General features: G+C 72.2%; 18 protein-coding genes and 1 pseudogene. 11 read left to right on the forward strand and 8 right to left on the reverse strand.

The window, feature by feature from the left end:
- Window position 1: 1 nt before the first annotated feature.
- Together ACGFYQ_RS18620 and ACGFYQ_RS18625 are read left to right on the forward strand one after the other, a co-directional pair.
- The gene (locus tag ACGFYQ_RS18620) at window positions 2-748 is read left to right on the forward strand and encodes an NUDIX hydrolase (RefSeq protein WP_393745086.1); all 747 of its coding nucleotides are present in this window, start codon (window positions 2-4) and stop codon (window positions 746-748) included.
- A 13-nt stretch (window positions 749-761) separates the two neighbouring features.
- Window positions 762-1,964, forward strand: a complete 1,203-nt coding sequence (locus tag ACGFYQ_RS18625; RefSeq protein ID WP_393745088.1) for a MarP family serine protease — start codon at window positions 762-764, stop codon at window positions 1,962-1,964.
- A gap of 301 nt (window positions 1,965-2,265) precedes the next feature.
- On the opposite strand, the gene ACGFYQ_RS18630 is transcribed toward ACGFYQ_RS18625, so the two are convergent.
- The 5 genes from ACGFYQ_RS18630 to ACGFYQ_RS18650 form a co-directional block, all read right to left on the reverse strand.
- Window positions 2,266-3,234, reverse strand: coding sequence for an alpha/beta fold hydrolase (locus ACGFYQ_RS18630; protein ID WP_393745090.1), 969 nt, complete (start codon window positions 3,232-3,234; stop codon window positions 2,266-2,268).
- The gene (locus ACGFYQ_RS18635) at window positions 3,231-3,689 is read right to left on the reverse strand and encodes a phage holin family protein (RefSeq protein WP_393745092.1); all 459 of its coding nucleotides are present in this window, start codon (window positions 3,687-3,689) and stop codon (window positions 3,231-3,233) included. The genes ACGFYQ_RS18630 and ACGFYQ_RS18635 overlap by 4 nt, the downstream gene beginning before the upstream one ends.
- 60 nt (window positions 3,690-3,749) lie before the next feature.
- Window positions 3,750-5,159 (reverse strand): Na+/H+ antiporter NhaA, encoded by a 1,410-nt coding sequence (gene nhaA / locus ACGFYQ_RS18640; protein ID WP_393745094.1) that lies wholly within the window; start codon window positions 5,157-5,159, stop codon window positions 3,750-3,752.
- A gap of 204 nt (window positions 5,160-5,363) precedes the next feature.
- The gene (gene acs, locus ACGFYQ_RS18645; RefSeq protein WP_393745096.1) at window positions 5,364-7,361 is read right to left on the reverse strand and encodes an acetate--CoA ligase; all 1,998 of its coding nucleotides are present in this window, start codon (window positions 7,359-7,361) and stop codon (window positions 5,364-5,366) included.
- A gap of 162 nt (window positions 7,362-7,523) precedes the next feature.
- Entirely contained in the window at window positions 7,524-9,917 is a 2,394-nt protein-coding gene (locus ACGFYQ_RS18650) for a SulP family inorganic anion transporter (RefSeq protein WP_393745098.1), read from the reverse strand.
- A 235-nt stretch (window positions 9,918-10,152) separates the two neighbouring features.
- Between ACGFYQ_RS18650 and ACGFYQ_RS18655 the strand changes: the two genes are divergently transcribed.
- The gene (locus ACGFYQ_RS18655; RefSeq protein ID WP_393745100.1) at window positions 10,153-11,463 is read left to right on the forward strand and encodes a hypothetical protein; all 1,311 of its coding nucleotides are present in this window, start codon (window positions 10,153-10,155) and stop codon (window positions 11,461-11,463) included.
- Here the strand turns inward: ACGFYQ_RS18655 and ACGFYQ_RS18660 are convergent.
- Window positions 11,417-12,502: an ATP-binding protein gene (locus tag ACGFYQ_RS18660; protein WP_393745102.1), complete on the reverse strand. Its 1,086-nt coding sequence runs from the start codon at window positions 12,500-12,502 to the stop codon at window positions 11,417-11,419. The genes ACGFYQ_RS18655 and ACGFYQ_RS18660 overlap by 47 nt on opposite strands.
- A gap of 109 nt (window positions 12,503-12,611) precedes the next feature.
- Here ACGFYQ_RS18660 and ACGFYQ_RS18665 point away from each other — a divergent pair, with 109 nt between their 5' ends.
- Window positions 12,612-13,433 carry an oxidoreductase gene (locus ACGFYQ_RS18665; protein WP_393745104.1) on the forward strand — a complete coding sequence of 274 codons (822 nt, stop codon included), beginning with the start codon at window positions 12,612-12,614 and terminating at the stop codon, window positions 13,431-13,433.
- Between the two features lie 510 nt (window positions 13,434-13,943).
- Here the strand turns inward: ACGFYQ_RS18665 and ACGFYQ_RS18670 are convergent.
- Window positions 13,944-14,819, reverse strand: a complete 876-nt coding sequence (locus ACGFYQ_RS18670) for an HAD family hydrolase (RefSeq protein ID WP_393745106.1) — start codon at window positions 14,817-14,819, stop codon at window positions 13,944-13,946.
- 488 nt (window positions 14,820-15,307) lie between these two features.
- On the opposite strand from ACGFYQ_RS18670, the gene ssd reads away from it, so the two are divergent.
- The 7 genes and pseudogenes from ssd to ACGFYQ_RS18705 all read left to right on the forward strand — a co-directional run.
- Entirely contained in the window at window positions 15,308-16,462 is a 1,155-nt protein-coding gene (gene ssd / locus ACGFYQ_RS18675) for a septum site-determining protein Ssd (protein WP_393745333.1), read from the forward strand.
- On the forward strand, window positions 16,459-17,607 hold the full coding sequence (locus tag ACGFYQ_RS18680; protein WP_393745108.1) for a TadA family conjugal transfer-associated ATPase: 1,149 nt from the start codon (window positions 16,459-16,461) through the stop codon (window positions 17,605-17,607). Before ssd ends, ACGFYQ_RS18680 begins: the two co-directional genes overlap by 4 nt.
- On the forward strand, window positions 17,604-18,491 hold the full coding sequence (locus ACGFYQ_RS18685) for a type II secretion system F family protein (RefSeq protein ID WP_393745110.1): 888 nt from the start codon (window positions 17,604-17,606) through the stop codon (window positions 18,489-18,491). Before ACGFYQ_RS18680 ends, ACGFYQ_RS18685 begins: the two co-directional genes overlap by 4 nt.
- Window positions 18,491-19,267 carry a type II secretion system F family protein gene (locus ACGFYQ_RS18690; RefSeq protein ID WP_393745112.1) on the forward strand — a complete coding sequence of 259 codons (777 nt, stop codon included), beginning with the start codon at window positions 18,491-18,493 and terminating at the stop codon, window positions 19,265-19,267. Before ACGFYQ_RS18685 ends, ACGFYQ_RS18690 begins: the two co-directional genes overlap by 1 nt.
- Window positions 19,268-19,315: 48 nt before the next feature.
- Window positions 19,316-19,513 carry a DUF4244 domain-containing protein gene (locus ACGFYQ_RS18695; protein WP_319729372.1) on the forward strand — a complete coding sequence of 66 codons (198 nt, stop codon included), beginning with the start codon at window positions 19,316-19,318 and terminating at the stop codon, window positions 19,511-19,513.
- A 25-nt stretch (window positions 19,514-19,538) separates the two neighbouring features.
- The gene (locus tag ACGFYQ_RS18700) at window positions 19,539-19,886 is read left to right on the forward strand and encodes a TadE family type IV pilus minor pilin (protein WP_393745115.1); all 348 of its coding nucleotides are present in this window, start codon (window positions 19,539-19,541) and stop codon (window positions 19,884-19,886) included.
- Between the two features lie 47 nt (window positions 19,887-19,933).
- Window positions 19,934-20,143 (forward strand): annotated as a pseudogene (locus ACGFYQ_RS18705) (Rv3654c family TadE-like protein); the annotation flags it as partial.
- 79 nt (window positions 20,144-20,222) lie between these two features.
- Here the strand turns inward: ACGFYQ_RS18705 and ACGFYQ_RS18710 are convergent.
- A partial coding sequence (locus ACGFYQ_RS18710) for a hypothetical protein (protein WP_393745117.1) occupies window positions 20,223-20,458 on the reverse strand: 236 nt, incomplete at its 5' end.

Genomic DNA, 20,458 nt, shown 5'->3' on the forward strand with positions numbered 1-20,458 from the left:
TATGACGCGCGGTACACGGGACGAGACGACGGCGGGCGCCCGCGAGGCCCGTGAGACGCGCGAGGCCCGTGAGGGCGTCGAAGCGGTCGAGGTCACCACACACGGCCTGCCCGGCTGGCTCGACCCCGTCGTCGAGGCCGTGCGCACGGTGCGCCCGACCCAGCTGAGCCGGTTCCTGCCGCCCGAGGACGGCCGGGGCCGGCAGTCCGCCGTGCTCGTCCTGTTCGGCGAAGGCCCCCGCGGGCCCGAGCTGCTGCTCATGGAGCGCGCCGGCACCCTGCGCTCGCACGCGGGCCAGCCGTCCTTCCCAGGGGGCGCCCTGGACCCGGAGGACGGCGATCCGCACACCACCGGCCCGCTGCGCGCCGCGCTGCGGGAGGCCGAGGAGGAGACCGGACTCGATCCGTCCGGTGTCCAGCTCTTCGGGGTGCTGCCCCGCCTCTACATCCCGGTCAGCGAGTTCGTCGTGACCCCGGTCCTCGGCTGGTGGCGTGCCCCGAGCCCGGTCGGCGCCGTGGACCCGGCCGAGACGGCCCGCGTCTTCACGGTCCCGGTGGCCGATCTCACGGACCCCGAACACCGGGTCATGACCGTCCATCCCAGCGGCCACCTGGGCCCGGGTTTCACCGTCGAATCGGCTCTGGTCTGGGGTTTCACCGCCGGAGTGATCGACCGGATCCTGCATTTCGCGGGCTGGGAGCGACCGTGGGACCGCTCACGTCAGGTCCCGCTCGACTGGCGCGCGTGAGACGGTGGCCCATGTGAACGTGCTGGACATCCTGTTGCTGCTCGCCGCCGTATGGTTCGCGATCGTCGGCTACCGCCAGGGCTTCGTCGTCGGCATCCTGTCGGTGATCGGCTTCCTCGGCGGTGGTCTCGTCGCCGTGTCCCTGCTCCCGCTGGTCTGGGACCGGGTGACGGACAACGGCACCCGGGTGTCCACCACGGTCGTCGTCATCGCCGTCGTCGTGATCATCGTCTGCGCCTCGATCGGCCAGGCCCTGACCACCCACCTCGGGAGCCGGCTCCGCCGCCACATCACCTGGTCACCGGCGCGCGCGCTGGACGCGACCGGCGGGGCCCTGGTCAACGTCATCGCGATGCTGCTGGTGGCCTGGCTGATCGGGTCCGCGCTCGCCGGTACGTCACTTCCCACGCTGGGCAAGGAAGTCCGCAATTCCAAGGTGCTCCTGGGCGTGTCGCGGGTGCTGCCCGCCCAGGCGAACACCTGGTTCTCGGACTTCAGCGCCACCCTGGCGCAGAACGGCTTCCCGCAGGTGTTCAGCCCGTTCTCCAACGAGCCCATCACCGAGGTGAAGGCGCCCGATCCGGCGCTCGCCAGCAGCCCCGTCGCGGAGCAGGCCAAGCGCTCGATCGTGAAGGTCGTCGGCACCGCCCCCAGTTGCAGCAAGGTGCTGGAGGGCACGGGCTTCGTCTTCGCGCCCGGCAAGGTGATGACCAACGCGCACGTCGTCGGCGGAGTCGGCGAGCCGACCGTGCAGATCGGCGGCGAGGGCAAGCTGTACGACGGCAAGGTCGTGCTCTACGACTGGGAGCGCGACATCGCCGTCCTGGACGTGCCCAAGCTGAAGGCCCCGGCGCTGGAGTTCACCGACCGGGACGCGGCGAGCGGCAGCGACGCGATCGTCGCCGGCTTCCCGGAGAACGGCGCGTACGACGTCCGCTCCGCCCGCGTCCGCGGCCGGATCAACGCCAACGGCCCGGACATCTACCACCGGGGTACCGTCCGACGGGACGTCTACTCGCTGTACGCGACGGTCCGCCAGGGCAACTCCGGCGGCCCGCTGCTGACGGCCGACGGCAAGGTGTACGGGGTCGTCTTCGCGAAGTCCCTCGACGACCCGAACACCGGCTACGCGCTGACCGCGGACGAGATCCGCGACGACATCCGGATCGGCCGGATCGCCGAGCAGCGGGTCGACAGCCAGGGCTGCGCCCTCTGACACGCCGATCCCGAAGCGGGGAGCCCGCCGGTCTCTACGTCCGCTGATGGCGCAGGCGCGCCGAGACCCAGAGGGCCCGGCGGCGCAGGATGCGCGGAATCCCGAGTCGGAGGTCATGGCCGTGACGGCCGGCCCTCTCGTGGGTGCCCGGCGTCGCTGCCGAGCGGCGTTCGTGTGCGGTGTCACCGTAGTCGTGCGTCCAGCCCATACTCCGAGCTGTGCCCGTGCCCCAAGGTCGGTAACCCCGTACGAGGCGGCCAATTGGCCTATGCGCCAGGCAATTGAATGCTTGTCATACCGATTAACGGTCGGGTTCGGGGTCCTTGAGCCAGTTCACCAGCTCGGTCGAGAACGCCACCGGGTCCTCCTCGTGCGGGAAGTGCCCGAGGCCGTCGAACAGCCGCCACCGGTACGGGGCTTCGACGTACTGGCCGGAGCCGGCCGCGCTCCGCGTACGCATCACCGGGTCGAGCGAGCCGTGCAGGTGCAGCGTCGGCACCCGTACCGGCCGCTTCATCCGACGGTTGAACTGGAGCCCGTCGGGCCGTGCCATGGACCGCATCATCCACCGGTACGGCTCGATCGAGCAGTGCGCGGTGGACGGGATGCACATCGCCCGCCGGTACACGGCGATGTCCTCGTCGGTCATGTCCTCCTGGAGCCGCGGTCCGGACCAGTCCCTGATCAGCTGCCCGACGAGGGCCCCGTCGTCGGCGACGAGCTGCCGCTCGGGGACGAACGGCCGCTGGAAGCCCCAGATGTGCGAACTCGCCCGGGTCTGACCGAAGTCCGACAGCATCGCCGAGCGCCAGCGGCGCGGGTGCGGCATGGACGACACGACGAGGCGGCGCACCAGCTTGGGCCGCATCACGGCCGCCGTCCAGGCGAGGTAGCCGCCCAGGTCGTGCCCCACGAGCGCGGCGTCGGGCTCGCCGAGGGACCGTACGACCCCGGTGATGTCGAGCGCCAGATTGGCGGGGTCGTAGCCGCGCGGGGTGCGGTCACTGCCGCCCACGCCGCGCAGGTCCATCGCGACCGCCCGGTAGCCCGCGTCGGCGAGCGCCACCATCTGGTGCCGCCAGGTCCACCAGAACTGCGGGAAGCCGTGCAGGAGCAGCACCAGCGGCCCGTCACCGAGCTCGGCGACGTGGAAGCGGGCGCCGTTGGCGGCGACGTCCCGGTGCGTCACCGCTCGTCCGCCGGGGAGGTCGAGCCGCACCGCCGTGGCAGCAGTGGGGGGATTGCTGGGGTCCGGCGAGGGGGCTGTCATGAGGACGAGCGTGCCACACCCACGGCCTTGTCACTCAACGGCCGCGCGTGGGGCTTGACGGTCCCGACGAGCGCGGCGGTCTGCTTGACCGATTCGATGGTCTTCACCGGCGGCTTGACCTTCTTGAACTTCACGACGGCGAGCAGCCCGACCAGGCCCGCGAGCAGCCAGAACGCGACGCCGACGATGAGGAACGACCAGGCGAGGCCGAGCCCGAGGTTATGGATCCCGTAGGCCGCGGCGAAACTCAGTACGGGGAGGGAGAAGAGCACGAGCACGCCCGCGACGATCGCGGCGCCGCTGCCGATGCCCGCGCGCTTGACGTCCTGCTTGATCTCCACCTTGGCGAGGGCGATCTCGTCGTGCACCAGGGCGGACATCTCGGCGGTGGCCGAGGCGACCAGCTGGCCGAGCGTGCGCTCGGCTCCTTGCGCCCCTTGGTCCACTGCGCTCATCGCTCTCTCCCTCTGTCGTCTGCTGCCGGCGGCTGTCCTTCACCGGCAGTCCCAGTCAGATCATGCCGGACGGTCGCCCTCGATGCTGGACCCGGCCGCCGCTTCAGCCTTGCGCCGGTGCTCCGCGGCCTTCTCGTCGTAGATCTTCGCCATCCGCAGGTGGTACGCCGGGGTGTGCTCCTCGTAGATGTCCGGGATGCCGTCGAGGTCCTCGTCCCGCTCCTCGGCCTCGGTCAGCGCCTTGTACTTGCGGTCGCGGAGCTTGAGCAGGACGCACGCGACGATCGCGGCGATGAGGGAGCCGATCAGGACGGCTGCCTTGATCTCGTCCATGAGGATCGGGTCGTCGGCGAAGGCGAGTTCGCCGATCAGCAGCGAGACGGTGAATCCGATGCCGGCGAGCGAGGCGACGGCGAGCACGTCCGGCCAGGCGAGGTCCTCGTTGAGTTCTGCCTTCGTGAAGCGCGCGGCCAGCCAGGTGCCGCCGAAGATCCCGACCGTCTTGCCGACGACCAGGCCGAGGACGACGCCGAGGGTTTCCGGCCGGGTGAAGACCTGGCCGATGGCCTCGTCGGAGAGCGAGACCCCGGCCGAGAAGAGCGCGAAGAGCGGCACGGCGAGACCGGCCGAGATGGGCCGTACGAGGTGCTCGATGCGCTCGCCGGGGGAGTGCTCCTCACCGTCCTTGCGGTGGCAGCGGAGCATCAGGCCCATGGCGACACCGGCGATGGTGGAGTGGACCCCGCTGTTGTACATCAGGCCCCAGATGACCAGGGCGAGCGGGACGTAGACGTACCAGCCGTGGACACCCCGGCGCAGCAGGAACCAGAACAGCGCCAGGCCGACGGCCGCGCCGCCGAGGGCCAGGAAGTCGATCTCGCTGGTGAAGAACACCGCGATGATGATGATCGCGAAGAGGTCGTCGACGACGGCGAGGGTGAGCAGGAAGGCGCGCAGGGCGGACGGCAGCGAGGTGCCGATGACCGCCAGGACGGCGAGCGCGAAGGCGATGTCGGTGGCGGTCGGGACGGCCCAGCCGGCCGGCGAGCCGTCGCCGAGCACGTTGACGAGGGTGTAGACCCCGGCCGGGACGGCCATGCCGCAGACGGCGGCGATGACGGGGAGGGCGGCGGCCTTGGGTTCGCGCAGGTCGCCCGCGACCAGCTCGCGCTTGAGCTCGATGCCGGCGACGAAGAAGAAGATGGCGAGCAGTCCGTCGGCCGCCCAGTGCTGCATCGACAGGTCCAGGCCGAGGGCGGCGGGGCCGAAGTGGAAGTCGCGGACGGTGTTGTAGCTCTCCGTCAGAGCGGGCGTGTTCGCCCAGATCAGGGCGCCGACCGCGGCCACGAGCAGCAGGACACCGCCGACGGTCTCGGTGCGCAGCGCATCCGCCACGAAGCGGCGCTCGGGCAGCGAGAGCCGGCCGAGGAACTTGCGGCGCTGGGGGCCGGTCGGGTGGGGCGTGGCCACGGAAGGGAACCTCCGGTTGGTCGACGGCATGACGAATGCAGTTGCCGACCAGACTTCCCGGCTCACCCTGTGGACTTTCTTGACGCTTTCAATATTTTACAGGGCGCAGCCAAGGGCGTATCCGGCGATCGTCACTTTATGCGCGAAAAGGGCGTCCGGCGCGTTGCGCACCGGACGCCCTCAGGCCTGTGGCCCCTGCTGTCGTCAGTCCTCGCTGGAGGCGGACGGCAGCTTGGACTGGATCAGGTCCATGACCGAGGAGTCGGCGAGGGTGGTGACGTCACCGACCGCGCGGTTCTCCGCCACGTCGCGCAGCAGACGGCGCATGATCTTGCCCGAGCGGGTCTTCGGCAGCTCCTGGACCGGCAGGATCCGCTTCGGCTTGGCGATCGGGCCGAGCGTGGCGCCCACGTGGTTGCGCAGGTCCGCGACCAGGCTCTCGGTCTCGGAGGCGCTGCCGCGCAGGATGACGAAGGCCACGATGGCCTGGCCGGTGGTCTCGTCGTTCGCGCCGACCACGGCCGCCTCGGCGACCGAGGGGTGCGAGACGAGCGCCGACTCGACCTCGGTGGTCGAGATGTTGTGGCCGGAGACCAGCATCACGTCGTCCACGCGGCCGAGCAGCCAGATGTCGCCGTCGTCGTCCTTCTTGGCGCCGTCGCCCGCGAAGTACTTGCCCTCGAAGCGCGACCAGTAGGTGTCGATGAACCGCTGGTCGTCGCCCCAGATGGTGCGCAGCATCGACGGCCACGGATCGGTGAGGACGAGGTAGCCGCCTCCGCCGTTCGGGACCTCGTGCGCCTCGTCGTCCACGACGGTGGCGGAGATTCCGGGCAGCGCGCGCTGCGCCGAACCCGGCTTGGTCTCCGTGACGCCCGGCAGCGGGGAGATCATCATCGCGCCGGTCTCGGTCTGCCACCACGTGTCCACGATCGGGCAGCGGTCGCCGCCGATGTGCTTGCGGTACCAGATCCAGGCCTCGGGGTTGATCGGCTCGCCGACCGAGCCCAGCACGCGCAGGCTCGACAGGTCGAACTTCGCGGGGATGTCGTCGCCCCACTTCATGAACGTACGGATGGCCGTGGGCGCCGTGTAGAGGATGGTGACGCCGTACTTCTGCACGACCTCCCAGAACCGGCCCTGGTGCGGGGTGTCCGGGGTGCCCTCGTACATCACCTGGGTGGCGCCGTTCGCGAGCGGCCCGTAGACGATGTACGAGTGCCCGGTCACCCAGCCGATGTCGGCGGTGCACCAGTAGACGTCGGTCTCCGGCTTCAGGTCGAAGACCGCGTGGTGGGTGTACGCGGTCTGGGTGAGGTAGCCGCCCGAGGTGTGCAGGATGCCCTTGGGCTTACCCGTGGTCCCCGAGGTGTACAGGATGAAGAGCGGGTGCTCGGCGTCGAAGGCCTGCGGCGTGTGCTCGGCGGACTGGCGGCCGACCACCTCGTGCCACCAGACGTCGCGGCCCTCGGTGAAGGCGGTGTCCTGGCCGGTGCGGCGTACGACGACCACGTGCTCGACCTGCGGGCACTTGGCGACGGCTTCGTCGATGGCGGGCTTCAGGGCGGTCGGCTTGCCGCGGCGGTAGCCGCCGTCGGCGGTGATGACCAGCTTGGCGTCGGCGTCCTGGATGCGGGAGGCGACCGCTTCGGCGGAGAAACCGCCGAAGACCACGGAGTGCGCGGCGCCGATGCGGGCGCACGCGAGCATCGCGACGACCGCCTCGGGGATCATCGGCAGGTAGACGGCGACGCGGTCGCCGGCCTCGACACCCAGCTCGGTCAGGGCGTTCGCGGCCTGGGAGACCTCGTCCTTGAGCTCGGCGTAGGTGATCGCGCGGCTGTCGCCGGGCTCGCCCTCGAAGTGGATGGCGACGCGGTCGCCGTTGCCGGCCTCGACGTGCCGGTCCACGCAGTTGTACGCGACGTTCAGCTTGCCGTCCGCGAACCACTTCGCGAAGGGCGGGTTCGTCCAGTCGAGCGTCTCGGTCGGCTCCGTGGCCCAGGTCAGCCGCCGGGCCTGCTCGGCCCAGAAGCCCAGCCGGTCCGCGTCGGCCTGTGTATACGCAGCCTGTGTCACGTTGGCGGCGGCGGCCAGATCGGCGGGCGGTGCGAACCGCCGCTCCTCCTTGAGCAGATTGGCCAGGCTTTCATTGCTCACGACATCTCCCTTTCCCAGGGTGTCCGTTGTGTCCCCGGGCATAGCTCATCAGTCAGCGGCCCAGGTGACAAGGGGTAGCCGGAAATTGGTTTAGACCTATAGCACGTCCAGACCCATGCGACGGCCCCTTCCCGCTGCAGGGTGCGAGAAGGGGCCACACGATTGCACGGATACGGGAGGCTATCGGTTCATTGCCGCTGTGGTTCAGGCGTTCTGCCCGACGGTGTCGAAGACCCGGCAGTCGAAGAAGTCCTCGCCTTCGGACAGCAGATAGGCCTGGGCCTCGCCCACGTGGAAGTACATCCCGTGCAGCTCCAGCGTGCCCTCGGCGAGCCGCCTCGCCACCGATTCGTGGGCCCGCAGGTGCTCCAGCTGCTGCACCACGTTGGTCAGGCACAGCTGCTCCACGGCGTCGGCCGGGAGCCGGCCCGAGATCCGGGCCCAGGCGTGGTGCCGGCTGGCCATCCGCTCCAGGCTGGGCAGCCCGTGCCGGAGCCAGCGGTGCAACGGGGTCATCGGGGACGCGGGGGAGGAGCTGAGGAGCGCCTGCATGGCCCCGCAGCCCGAGTGCCCGCACACCGTGATGCTGTCCACCTTGAGCACGTCCACCGCGTACTCGATGGCGGCCGCGACCGAGTCGTCGGTGGACTCGGCCCCCGGCAGCGGGACCAGGTTGCCGACGTTGCGGACCGTGAACAGGTCGCCCGGGCCGCTGGCCGTGATCATGCTGGTCACCAGGCGGGAGTCCGCGCAGGTGAGGAAGAGCTGGGAGGGCCGCTGCCCCTCGCGGGCCAGCCGGGCCAGCTCGTCCCGTACGCGGGGCGCGGTGTCGCGCTGGAAGGCGCTGATCCCGTTGGCCAGTTGACCGGCGCCGCGCCGGCGGGGAGCCCGCGCCGCGGCCGCCGCCGCTGACGCCGCCGACATGGGAGCCCCCGCCGCGTCCGAGGCGTCCGCGTCCGAGCCGTCCGCTGCCGTGCCCGACGCCGTGGTCTCCGCCGCGGCCGTGTCCGTACGGGTGTCCGTGGCGCGGTGGTCGCAGTGGTTCTGCCACGGCGTCCAGGGGCGACAGCACTGGTGGCCCCCGCGCTGCGGGGCGCGCGGGGCCGGTTCGGAGGCGTGCGCCCCGTCGGCGCGTCGGCCGGTGACCTCCACCGATCCACCGTGGGCGCGGTGGGAGTCCTGCCAGTCCTGCAGCGTCTCGTAGGCCGCGTGGTCCATGAACGAGCCGTCCAGCTCGATCACGGCGCGTCCGTCGTGCGGGATCTGGTTCAGCACCCGGCTCAGCCGCGGCACCGCGAGGAAGGTCAACTGGCCGCGCGCCCACACCCGGTGGACCCCGGTCTCCAGCTGCTCCAGTGTGATCCGGGTCCGCGCCAGCCGGTGCAGGGCGAGCGCGACGGCCACCGCGATGCCGATGGCCACGCCCTCCAGGACCCCGCCCAGGACCACGGCCGCGATGGTCGTGCCGTAGACCGGGATCTCCCGGTGCCGGGTGACGCTGCGCAGGTGCGTGATGCTGACCATCTGGACCCCCACCGCCATCACCAGGGCGGCCAGCGCGGCGAGGGGGATCAGGTCGAGGACCGGGACGAGCAGACCGGCCGCGAGCAGCACCCAGAACCCGTGCAGCATGGCCGATTTCCGGCTGGCGGCCCCGGCCTTGACGTTCGCGACGCTGCGGACGGCCACACCCGTGACGGGCAGTCCGCCCAGGGCCCCGGAGACGATGTTCGCCGCGCCCTGCCCCCGCAGTTCCCGGTTGAGGTCGGCGCGCGGCGGACGGTTGCCCGTACCGCGCTCGGAGGCGATCAGCTTGTCGGTCGCGACCGCGGAGAGCAGGGACTCCACGCTGCCGACCAGGGTGATGGTCAGCACGGCGGCGATGATGCCGAGAACCGGGCCCTCGGGGATTTCGGGCAGGGCGTGGCTGCGCCAGGACGGCAGGTCCACGCGGGGCAGGCTGAGGCCGGCCAGGGCGGCGAAGGCGGTGGCCGTCGCCACGGCGGCGAGCGCCGCCGGCACCTTGCGCAGGGCGCGGCCCGTCCGCCCCGGCAGCCTCGGCCAGCTCAACAGGACGAGCAGCGTCAGCGCGCTGACGCCGAGCGCGACCGGGTGCAGATCGGCCAACTGTGCGGGCAGGCCGAGGACGTTGGCGACGGCGGAACTCTGCGGGGTGCCGCCGAGCACGATGTGGAGCTGGGCCAGGGCGATGGTCACGCCGATGCCGGCGAGCATGCCGTGCACGATGGCGGGGCTGACCATGAGTGCCGACCGGGCGGTGCGCAGCAGGGCGAGGCCGAGCTGGCAGAGGCCGGCGAGCACGGTGATGGCGCAGGTGGTACGCCACCCGTAGTGCTGGATCAACTCGGCGGTGACGACGGTGAGTCCGGCGGCGGGCCCGCTCACCTGGAGCGGGGCGCCGCCGAGCCGTCCGGCGACGATCCCGCCGACCGCCGCGGCGACCAGGCCGGCCTGGAGCGGCGCTCCGGTGGCCAGGGCGATGCCGAGCGAGAGCGGCAGGGCGATCAGGAAGACGGCGGTGGAGGCGGAGAGGTCCGCGGAGAGGTTGTTCGTCGGTGTGGGGGAGGTGGCTGTCATAAGGTCCCGTCTCCTCTGGGGGAGGGATGAAGCGGCGGGAGTCTCAACACTCGGTAAATGGATGGTAATGGAGAGTAAAGAGCGATGGTGGGTAATACCGGCAAATGGCCTATGAATTAACCCTCTAGGGTGATTAAGCATTTTGTCCGGCTTGTCACACCTTCCTCACATCGGATCGCGTGGGACGTTGCGGCGCGGAAGTCCTGCGATGAACTGCGAGGGAGAGGTGGGGCGGATGATCGCCGCCACGAAGAAGATCGCCGGTGGTCTGGCCGCCACGGCGCTGGTCCTGGGAGTCGCCGGGTGCAGCGCCTCGGGACCCGCCGATGCCCCGGCCCCCGGAAGCCAGAACGCCCGGAAGGGCGCCGCCGCCCCCGAGGCTCCCGGCAGCGTCAACCGGCTCATCGGCGACGGTTCGACCGCGTACACCGGCCCGCAGCCGCACGCGCAGAAGGCGCAGAAGCTGAAGCCCGGCGAAAAGCCGCCGCAGTTCGTGGTGTTCTCGTGGGACGGCGCCGGCGAGGACAGCCAGAAGCTCTTCTCGCACTTCCGCGAGGTCGGCAAGAAGTACAACGCCCGGATGACGTACTTCCTCAGCGGCGTGTACATGCTTCCGGAGGAGAAGCGTTCCCTCTACACCGCCCCGCAGCACGAGTCCGGCCGCTCGGACATCGGCTTCGGCGACCTCCAGGGCATCAAGGACACCGCCACCCAGGTCCGCGGGGCCTGGCTGGAGGGCAACGAGATCGGCACCCACTTCAACGGCCACTTCTGCGGCCCCGACGGCGGCGTCGGCACCTGGTCCGTGGACGAGTGGAAGAGCGAGATCAATCAGGCCAAGTCGTTCGTCAAGAACTGGAAGACGAACGCGGGCCTGAAGGCCATGGACGCACTTCCCTTCGACTACGACAAGGAGCTCGTCGGGGCCCGCACCCCCTGCCTCGAAGGCCAGAAGAACTTCATGCTGGCGGCGAAGGGCATGGGCTTCCGCTACGACTCCAGCGGCATCAGCAAGCAGATCTGGCCCAAGAAGACGGACGGGCTCTGGGACATCCCGCTGCAGCTGGTACCCGTGCCGGGCCGCGCTTTCGAGACCCTGAGCATGGACTACAACTTCATGACGAACCAGTCCGGAACGACCTCGCAGGGCGACCCCTCGCAGCACGCGTACTGGGGCGACCAGATGCGCGACGGTCTGCGCCAGGCCTTCGACCGGGTCTACCAGGGCAACCGCGCACCGCTGATCATCGGCAACCACTTCGAGTCCTGGAACGGCGGCACCTACATGCGCGCCGTCGAGGAGTCCATCAAGGGCATGTGCACCCAGAAGGAGGTCCGCTGCGTGCCGTTCCGCGAGCTGGCGGACTGGCTGGACGCCCAGGACCCCAAGACCCTGGAGTGGATGCGCACTCTCGACGTCGGCGAGGCACCCAAGGAGGGCTGGACGAAGTTCCTGACCGCGGGGCCGCCGCCCGCACCGCCGACGGCCCCCGCCGGGGTCAAGCCGGCTGCGGAGCCGGCTGATGCCGGGTCGGACGAGGGCTGACGAGCGCGTCCGAGTCGGCCGTCTCCGCTACGGGCTCGGCATCGCCGAGCCCCTCACGAGCCTCGCGACTCTCGCGACTCTCGCGCAGGACGAACTCGGGGTCGACCTGGTCCGCCAGGTCGACCCCGGTCTTGGCGTTGCCCCAGCTCTCCGCGTTCTTGAGGTGGAACCGCACCATCTGCTCGGTGTACCGCTCCCAGTCGCGGTGCGCGTACGAGTCGTCGGCCGCGTCCTGGAGCGCCTGGAGGGCCAGCCGGTTGGTCGCCTCCAGCAGCTCGAAGGCGGCCGGCCGGCCCTTCTCCATCGCCCGTACCCAGTCGGAGTGCCCGACGGTGACCAGCAGGTCCTCGCCCACCTCGTCCTGGAGGAACTCGATGTCCTCCGGGCCCTGCACCTTGTTGCCGATGACCTTGAGTGTGACCCCGAAGTCCCGCGCGTACTCCTTGTACTGGCGGTAGACGGAGACGCCCTTGCGGGTCGGCTCGGCGACCAGGAACGTCACGTCGAAGCGGGTGAACATGCCCGAGGCGAAGGAGTCCGATCCGGCGGTCATGTCGACGACGACGTACTCGTCGGGGCCGTCGACGAGGTGGTTGAGGCACAGCTCGACCGCCCCGACCTTGGAGTGGTAGCAGGCCACGCCCAGATCGGCCTCGGTGAACGGCCCTGTGGCCATGAGCCGTACGGGCTCCCCGTCGAGCAGGAGCGTGCGCGCGCAGGCCTCGTACACCGGGTTGTCCTCGGTGACCCGCAGCAGGCGCGAACCCCGGCCGGGCGGGGTCGTCTTGATCATCGTGTCGGCGGACGCGATGCGCGGGTTGGAGCCCCTCAGGTACTCCTTGATCAGGGGCAGGTGCGCGCCCAGGGCGGGCAGTGCGGCGGCCTCGCCCTCGTCGAGCCCGAGCGCGGCGCCCAGGTGCTGGTTGATGTCGGCGTCCACCGCGACGACGGGGGCCTCATTGGCGGCGAGGTGGCGGATGAAGAGGGAGGACAGCGTCGTCTTGCCGCTGCCGCCCTTTCCCACGAAAGCGATCTTCATGTTCACCAAGCGTAGCGGGTCGGCTGCGCTGGGTTGTCAAGGTGAGTGAAGAAGACCACTCCAAGGAGGGGTCGGTGCTACGGGTGCGCAGTGCGTAGGCTCCCTACTTATGAGTAGCGCTTCTGACCCGTTGGCCGCCCTGTCCGGGCTGCCGGGTGTCGCCGATTCCGTGGATTCCGTACGCAAGGCCGTGGACCGGGTCTACGGGCACCGGGTGATGCGTCGCCGCAGTGGCGAGATCACCTCGGAGGCCGCGCTGCGCGGCGCCCGTGGGAGCGCGGCGCTGTCCGGTGCGGACTGGGCGCTGGAGGAGGTGCGCCGGCGGACCGATTTCGGGTCGGAGCCCGAGGCGCTGACGGTGGGCGCCGCGCTGCGGCTCACCGCCGAGGCGGGTCAGTTGCTGAGCATCTGGCGTCAGTCGCCACTACGGGTTCTGGCGCGGCTCCACCTCGTGGCGGTCGGGTCGACGGCCGACGGGGACGTGGTGGGCCGCCCCCGCCTGGCGGGTGAGCCGGTGGACGAACCGCTGGTCGAGCTTCCGCTGCCGAGCGCCGAGGAGGTCGCGGGCCGGCTGGACGGCCTCTCCCGCCTGATCATCGCGGGTGGCTCGGCCCCGGCGTTGATCACGGCGGCGGTGGTCCACGGGGAACTGCTGGCCCTGCGCCCCTTCGCGACCTACAACGGCCTGGTCGCGCGGGCGGCCGAGCGCATCGTCCTGATCAACAGCGGGCTGGACCCGAAGGCGATCTGCTCGGCGGAAGTCGGCCATGCGGAACAGGGCCGGGAGGCCTACCTGGCCGCGTTCGAGGGCTATGTCTCCGGTACCCCGGAGGGAATGGCCGCCTGGATCGCCCACTGCGGACGGGCGATCGAGCTCGGGGTGCGTGAGTCGACGGCCGTCTGTGAGGCGCTGCAGCGCGGCGCGGCCTGAGATTTTTCTGCCGGTCCTGGCTGGCCCTGGTGGCTGGCCGTGGCCTGGCCGGCCGTGGCTGAATCTGGCCGAAAGTGGCCGGACATGGGTTGCGGCGACACCGTCTTGCTTTGGTGTCGCCGCTGGCACTTACGCCCAGTTACCAAGCGTCCTCGATGGTTGCCCATCAGGTCGGGAACTTTGCCCGTCACCTGGTGCGGCTGGCCCGTAATCGACGGGTCGACGTCGCGTGGGTGCTAGACGTTCATGCTTCGGTCCGTGGGCCTTACTGCGTTTTAAAGATGATCCTCTCGGATGTTCTTTGGTCTCGCGGGCCGTTGCTTTATTTGTACTCCGCTTGGGAGCCATGCGAAACCCCTAGCTCCACTTTTTACTTACCGGGATGACTTCGGGCGAACCGGACGGTCCGTATCGCCCCAGGTCAGGACATTCGCCCCGGTGGACTGCAGGTGGGCTGCAGGCGGGCGGAGACGGGCTTCGGGCGGGCTCAGGCGGGGCTGCGGGCGTTCGTCAGGCGGACGCGGCGGCGGCCGACGCGCGGCCCCGGCGCCGGCTCGCGTACCAGACCAGCCCGGCCGTGACGGCGGCCGCACCCACGGCGGCGGTCGCGATCAGCGCCGGCCGCGCGGGCATCGACAGCCCGGGCAACCGCTGCTTCAGCCGCACGGGGCGGTTGAACACGAGCACCGGCCACTCCCGTGCCAAGGCCTCCTTGCGCAGTGCCCGGTCGGGATTGACCGCGTGCGGGTGTCCGACCGCCTCCAGCATCGGGATGTCGGTGGCCGAGTCGCTGTAGGCGTAGCACCGGGCGAGGTCGTACCCCTCGGACTCCGCGAGCTCGCGGACGGCTTCCGCCTTCGTCGGTCCGTAGGCGTAGTACTCGATCTCGCCGGTGAAGCAGCCGTCCTCGCCCACGACCATGCGCGTGGCGACGACCCGGTCGGCGCCGAGCATCTCGCCGATCGGCTCGACCACCTCCGCGCCGGAGGTCGACACGATCACGACGTCGCGGCCCGCGGTGTGGTGGGCCTCGATCAGGGACGCGGCCTCGTCGTAGATGATCGGGTCGATGAGGTCGTGCAGGGCTTCCGCGACGATCTCCCGCACCTGCTGCACGTTCCACCCCTTGCAGAGGGCGGAGAGGTACTCGCGCATCCGTTCCATCTGGTCGTGGTCGGCGCCGCCGGCCAGGAAGATGAACTGCGTGTACGCGGTGCGCAGCACGGCTCGCCGGTTGATCAGGCCGCCCCGGTAGAACGACTTGCTGAAGGTCAGGGTGCTCGACTTCGCAATGACCGTCTTGTCCAGGTCGAAGAAGGCTGCGGTGCGAGGCGAGGAGTGCGGCAAGGGCTGATTTTCCACGCCCCGAGCATATGCGCCCACCATTCGGCGTAAGGTGTGGCGCGTGGGTTTGCCTGAGAAGGCTCTCGGGTACACCATGGAAGTCACGGATCGTTCGCGACCGTGCTAACCCGGTCTGGCTCCTCCCCCCCCGAGTCGGACCGTGGGGACGACCCCCGCTCTCCCCCCCGGCGGGGGTCGTCGCATGTCCGGACGCGGTTCGCGTCCCTGCCTTCGGCCCCAAGTGACCATTCCTGCGGCCCTCCTGTCGTGCGAGGCCTCCACGGCGAAGGCCCCTCACCTCTCCTGACTCGTGACGCTGCGTAGTGGTTCCGCCGCGCTCCGGAACTCACCTGCGAGGGTGACCGGGTTATTCACAATCGGCTCGGTGTCCACAGTTTTCGAGCAAGATCCACTTCTTTTTCCCGATCGCTGCACGGTGATTCCAGCCGCGAAGTCCGCGGTGCTGGATTTGCAGTGAGAAGGGGGCGGAGATCGTGGCTCGATCGAAGTCGTGTGAAACGCCGAAGTCCGTGGTGGGCGGGGTCGGGGGCACCTCCGCGGGTGCGGCCGGCGGCGGGCGTCCGCTGATCATCACCGAGGATCCCCTGCTGCTCGACGATCTGCTGCGGCTGTGCGCCGCCGCGGGCGCCGAGCCGCACGTGCACCACGAGGTGCCGGAGCAGGACGGCGCGGGCGGACCGGGTGGGCCGGAGGGGCTGGGCGGGCCGGGTGGGAGTGTCGGATGGGAATCCGCGCCCCTGGTGCTGGTCGGGGACGACGCGGCCCGGCGGGTGCGCGGGGCGCCGCGCAGGGACGGCGTGTTCCTCGTCGGCCGGGATCTCGATGACCCCCTCGTGTGGCAGCGGGCGGTGGAGATCGGCGCCGAGGAGGTGCTGAGGCTCCCCGATGCCGAGAGCCGTCTCGTCGACCGCATCGCCGACGTGGTGGAGGGAGCCGGACGGCCCGCGCTCGCCGTCGGGGTGATCGGCGGCAGCGGCGGGGCCGGGGCCTCCACCCTCGCCTGCGCACTCGCCGTCCGCGCCGCGCGCACCGGGGAGCGGACCATCCTCATCGACGGAGACCCGCTGGGCGGGGGCATGGACGTCCTGCTCGGCGGTGAGGGCGCGGAGGGACTGCGCTGGCCCGACTTCGCGGCCTCGCGCGGTCGGATGGGTGCCGGAGCCCTGGAGGAGTCCCTGCCCGAACTGCACGCCCTGCGGGTGCTCAGCTGGGACCGCGGGGACCGGGTGGTGGTGCCGCCCGCCGCGATGCGGTCGGTGGTGTCGGCCGCGCGCCGCCGGGGCGGGGTCGTGGTGGTCGACCTCCCGCGAAGGGTGGACGAAGGCGTGGCGGAGGTGCTGGCCCAGCTCGACCTGGTGCTGATGGTGGTGCCGGGCGAGCTGCGGGCCGTGGCCGCCGCGGGCCGGGTGGCGGCCGGGGTGCGGATGGTGGCCCGGGACGTGCGCGTCGTCGTACGGGGCCGCTGCCCGGGCGGTCTCGACCCGGAGGCGGTGGCCGCCTTGCTGGGCGCGCCGCTGGCCGGTGAGGTGCCGGTCGAGGTGGGACTTCCCGGGCGGGTGGCCGAGGGGGAACCGCCGGGCGCCCAGGGGCGCGGCGCGCTGGCCCGCTTCTGCGACGGCTTCTGGCAGCGGGCGCTCGGCTCCGCCCAGGGGGTGCCGGCATGAGCGCGCTGCTTCTGGACGCGGTACGCCGCCAGCTCGCCGAGAGCGGGGCGGAACCGACTCCGGCGCGGGTGGCGGCGGCCCTGCGGGCCCAGGGACGGCTGCTGGGTGACGCGGAAGTACTCGGCGTCGCCGCCGAGTTACGGTCCGAGCTGGTCGGCGCGGGACCCTTGGAGCCCCTGCTCGCCGACCCGGACGTCACCGATGTGCTGGTGGCGGCCCCCGACCGGGTGTGGGTGGACCGGGGCGGCGGGCTGGAGCTCACGGGAGTGACCTTCACCGACCCGGAGGCCGTGCGCAGGCTCGCCCAGCGGCTGGCCGCTGTCGCGGGGCGCCGGCTGGACGACGCCCGGCCCTGGGTGGACGCCCGGATGCCCGACGGCACCCGGCTGCACGCGGTGCTGCCACCGGTGGCGGTCGGGTCGGCCTGCCTCTCCATGCGGGTGGTGCGGCCGCGGGCGTTCACGCTGGAGGAACTGGTCGCGGCGGGGACACTGCCGCCCGGCGGGCACCGGCTGCTGCGGGAGATGATCGAGGCCCGGCTCTCCTTCCTCATCTCCGGCGGGACGGGAACCGGTAAGACCACCCTGCTCAGTGCCCTGTTGGGGCTGGTCGGCCCCGGTGAGCGGATCGTGCTGGCAGAGGATTCGGCCGAGCTGCGCCCCGACCATCCGCATGTGGTGCGGCTCGAGGCCCGGCCCGCCAACCAGGAGGGCGCGGGTCTGGTCACCCTGGCCGATCTCGTCCGCCAGGCGCTGCGGATGCGGCCCGACCGGCTGGTGGTCGGCGAGGTCCGGGGAGCCGAGGTCGCGGACCTGCTCGCGGCTCTGAACACGGGTCACGAAGGCGGGTGTGGCACGGTCCATGCCAATGCCGCGGCCCATGTCCCGGCACGATTGGAGGCCTTGGGGACGGCGGCCGGGCTCGACCGGGCCGCCCTGCACAGCCAGTTGGCGGCCGCGCTGACCCTGGTGGTCCACCTGGTGCGGGACCGGGAAGGGCGGCGCCGGGTGGCCGAGGTGCACGTGCTGGAGCGGGATGCCGCGGGAATCGTGGTCACCGTGCCGGCGCTGCGCTGGTCCGAGCGGGGATTCGTACGGGAGCGGGGCTGGGAGCGGCTGCGCCCGCTGCTGCGAGGTGCCCGGTGAGCGCCGTGGCGGCGCTGCCGGTGCCGGTGTTCGCGGGGGTGCTGTGCGCCGGGGCGGCCGCCTGGGGTCTGACCGGCGGCGACCGGGTCTCCCGGCGTGCCCGGGCGGTGGTGTCGGCCGGGGGCTGTCCGGTGGCACCGCGCGGGCCGGTGCGCCTGGACCGGCTGCTGGCCGCCGTGCGGATGCGGGCGGCGCGGTGGCGGGAGTGGGCGTGCCTCGGGGCCGGGCTGGTGGTCGCGGTGCTCGGCGGGTCGGTGATCCCGCTGCTGGCCGGTGCGGCCGCGGTCCCGCTGGTACGGCGGTGGCTGCGGATCCGGGCGCGGGAGCGGGCCCGGGTGGCGCGGGCCGCCGAGGTGGTCGCGCTGTGCGGTGCGGCGGTGGGGGAGTTGCGGGCGGGAGCCCAGCCCGGGCAGGCCCTGACGGCGGCGATACGGCGGACGGCGCCCGGCCCCGGCGGTCCGGGTGCGATGGAGGCGGGAGTGCTGGCCGCCGCGGCGTTCGGCGGGGACGTGGCCGGGGCGCTGAGCCAGGCGGCGCGGGAGCCCGGCGCGGAGGGGCTGGCCGGCATGGCCGCCTGCTGGCGGGTGTCGGTGGACGGCGGTGCGGGCCTGGCCGCCGGGCTGGACCGGCTGGAGGGGGCCCTGAGGGCCGAGCGGGACAGGCAGGAGTCGCTGCGGGCCCAGTTGGCGGGGGCGCGGTCCACGACGGTGGTGCTCGCCCTGTTGCCCGTGGTGGGCCTGTTGATCGGCACCGGGCTGGGTGCGGAGCCGCTGCGGGTGCTGCTGCACACCCGGATGGGGTGGGGCTGCCTGCTCGCGGGCGGGGTGCTGGAGGCGCTGGGGCTGCTGTGGTGCCGGCGGATCGTACGGATGGGGGAGCGGTGATGGACGGCTTCGCGATCCACAGGCTGGGGATCGTGCTGTGTCTGGCGGTGGCCGCGCTGTGCGCGGTGTCGGCGGTGGCGGCAAGGCTCCGGGTGCGGCGCGCCCGGCGCAGGATCGGAGCCCTGCTGGGGGTGCGGCCGGGCCCGCGGGAGCCGGTGCCGGGTGCCCGACTGCGCGGGGTGGTGGCGGTCTGGGCCTGGCCGGCCGGGGCGCTGCTGGCGGGCTGGGTGCTCATCGGCGGGGTGGCCGGAGTGGCCGTCGGCGCCGTGGCGGCGCTCGGGACGCGGAGGTGGCAGTCCAGAGCGCGGCCCGCGGCCGGGGTGGACCTTCGTGAGGCGGAGCGTCAGCTACCGTTCGCAGCCGATCTTTTGGCCGCCTGCCTGGCGGCCGGGGCGGGGCCGGTGGAGGCCGCGGAGGTGGTGGGGGAGTCGCTGCGCGGCCCGGTGGGCGAGCGGCTGGCCCGGGCCGGGGCGGAGTTGCGGCTCGGGGGCGAACCAGGCGCCGCGTGGGGGAGGTTGGCGGAGATACCGGGTGCCCGGGCCCTCGCGGAATGCCTGGAACGGGCCGCCCGGACGGGCGCTCCCGCGGCGGAACCGGTCTCTCGGCTCGCGTCGGCGCTCCGGGAGGACCGGACCCGGCAGGCGGGCGCCAGGGCGCAGCGGGCGGCGGTGCTCGTCACCGCACCGGTGGGGCTGTGTTTTCTCCCCGCTTTTCTCGCGATCGGGGTCGCTCCGGTGGTGATCGGAATGGCCTCGGGTCTCCTCACGAACACCTGACGCCACATTAACCACGCACATCAGCAGGAAAATCAACAGGAGGTTGCCATGAGGATCATCTGGTTTCGTGTGCGGACGGCGCTGCGAGGTCGCGGGAGCGACGCGGGGATGTCCACCTCGGAATACGCCATGGGCACGATCGCGGCCTGTGCGTTCGCGGCTGTTCTGTACAAGGTGGTGACGAGCGAAGTGGTCGCCACGGCCCTTCAGTCGACCATCGGGAAGGCGCTCGATGTGCCGTTCTGAGAGAAATCCCGGGGGAATCCGGGGAATGGGCGACCGGGGGTATGTGACGGCGGAGGCCGCCCTGGTGATTCCGGCGCTGGTGCTGTTCGCGGCGCTGCTGGTGTGGGCGCTGATGGCGGCGGCCGCGCAGATCCGGTGTGTGGACGCGGCCCGGGCCGGCGCCCGGGCGGCGGCCCGGTCGGAGCCCGCCGAGGTGGCGGTGGCGGCGGCCCGGGCGGCCGCGCCGTCGGGGGCGCGGGTGGAGCTGGAGCGGGAGGGAGACCTGTGGCGGGTGCGGGTGGCAGCCCCGGCGCCGGGCCCGGGCGGACTGCCGGTGCGGCTCGGGGCGCAGGCCGTGGCCTTGGCGGAGGACAGCGTGGGGCCGCCGCCGTGAGCCGGGACCGGGGTTCGGCGACGGTGTGGGCGGTGCTGGTGGCGACGGTGCTGGGGGCGGTCCTCGGCGGTGTGCTGCTGCTCGGGCAGGCGGTCGTGGCCCGGCACAGGGCGGCGGCGGCCGCGGACCTGGCGGCGCTCGCGGCGGCGGCGACATGGGCCCACGGGCCGGAGACCGCCTGCGCCGCGGCGCGCCGGGTAGCCCGGGCCCAGGGCGCGGCCCTGGGTGCCTGCACCCTCCAGGGCGAGGTGGCCGAGGTGACGGCCAGCCCCGCCACGGGCCCCTTCACCCCGACGATCACCGCCCGCGCGGGCCCTCCCGCCGAGGTCCCCGGGCTCAGCGGTACCGGGGGCGAGGCGGACTCAGGACCCTCCCGGAAGCCGGCCGGCCCTGGCCCCGGCCCCGGCCCTGGCCCCGGCCCTGGCCCTGGCCCCGGCCCTGGCCCTGGCCCCGGCCCTGGCCCTGGCCCCGGCCCCGGCCCTGGCCCCGGCCCTGGCCCTGGCCCCGGCCCTGGCCCTGGCCCCGGCCCTGGCCCTGGCCCCGGCCCTGGCCCTGGCCCCGGCCCTGGCCCC

It is taken from the genome of Streptomyces sp. NPDC048258, from assembly GCF_043201995.1.
Lineage (GTDB): Bacteria > Actinomycetota > Actinomycetes > Streptomycetales > Streptomycetaceae > Streptomyces.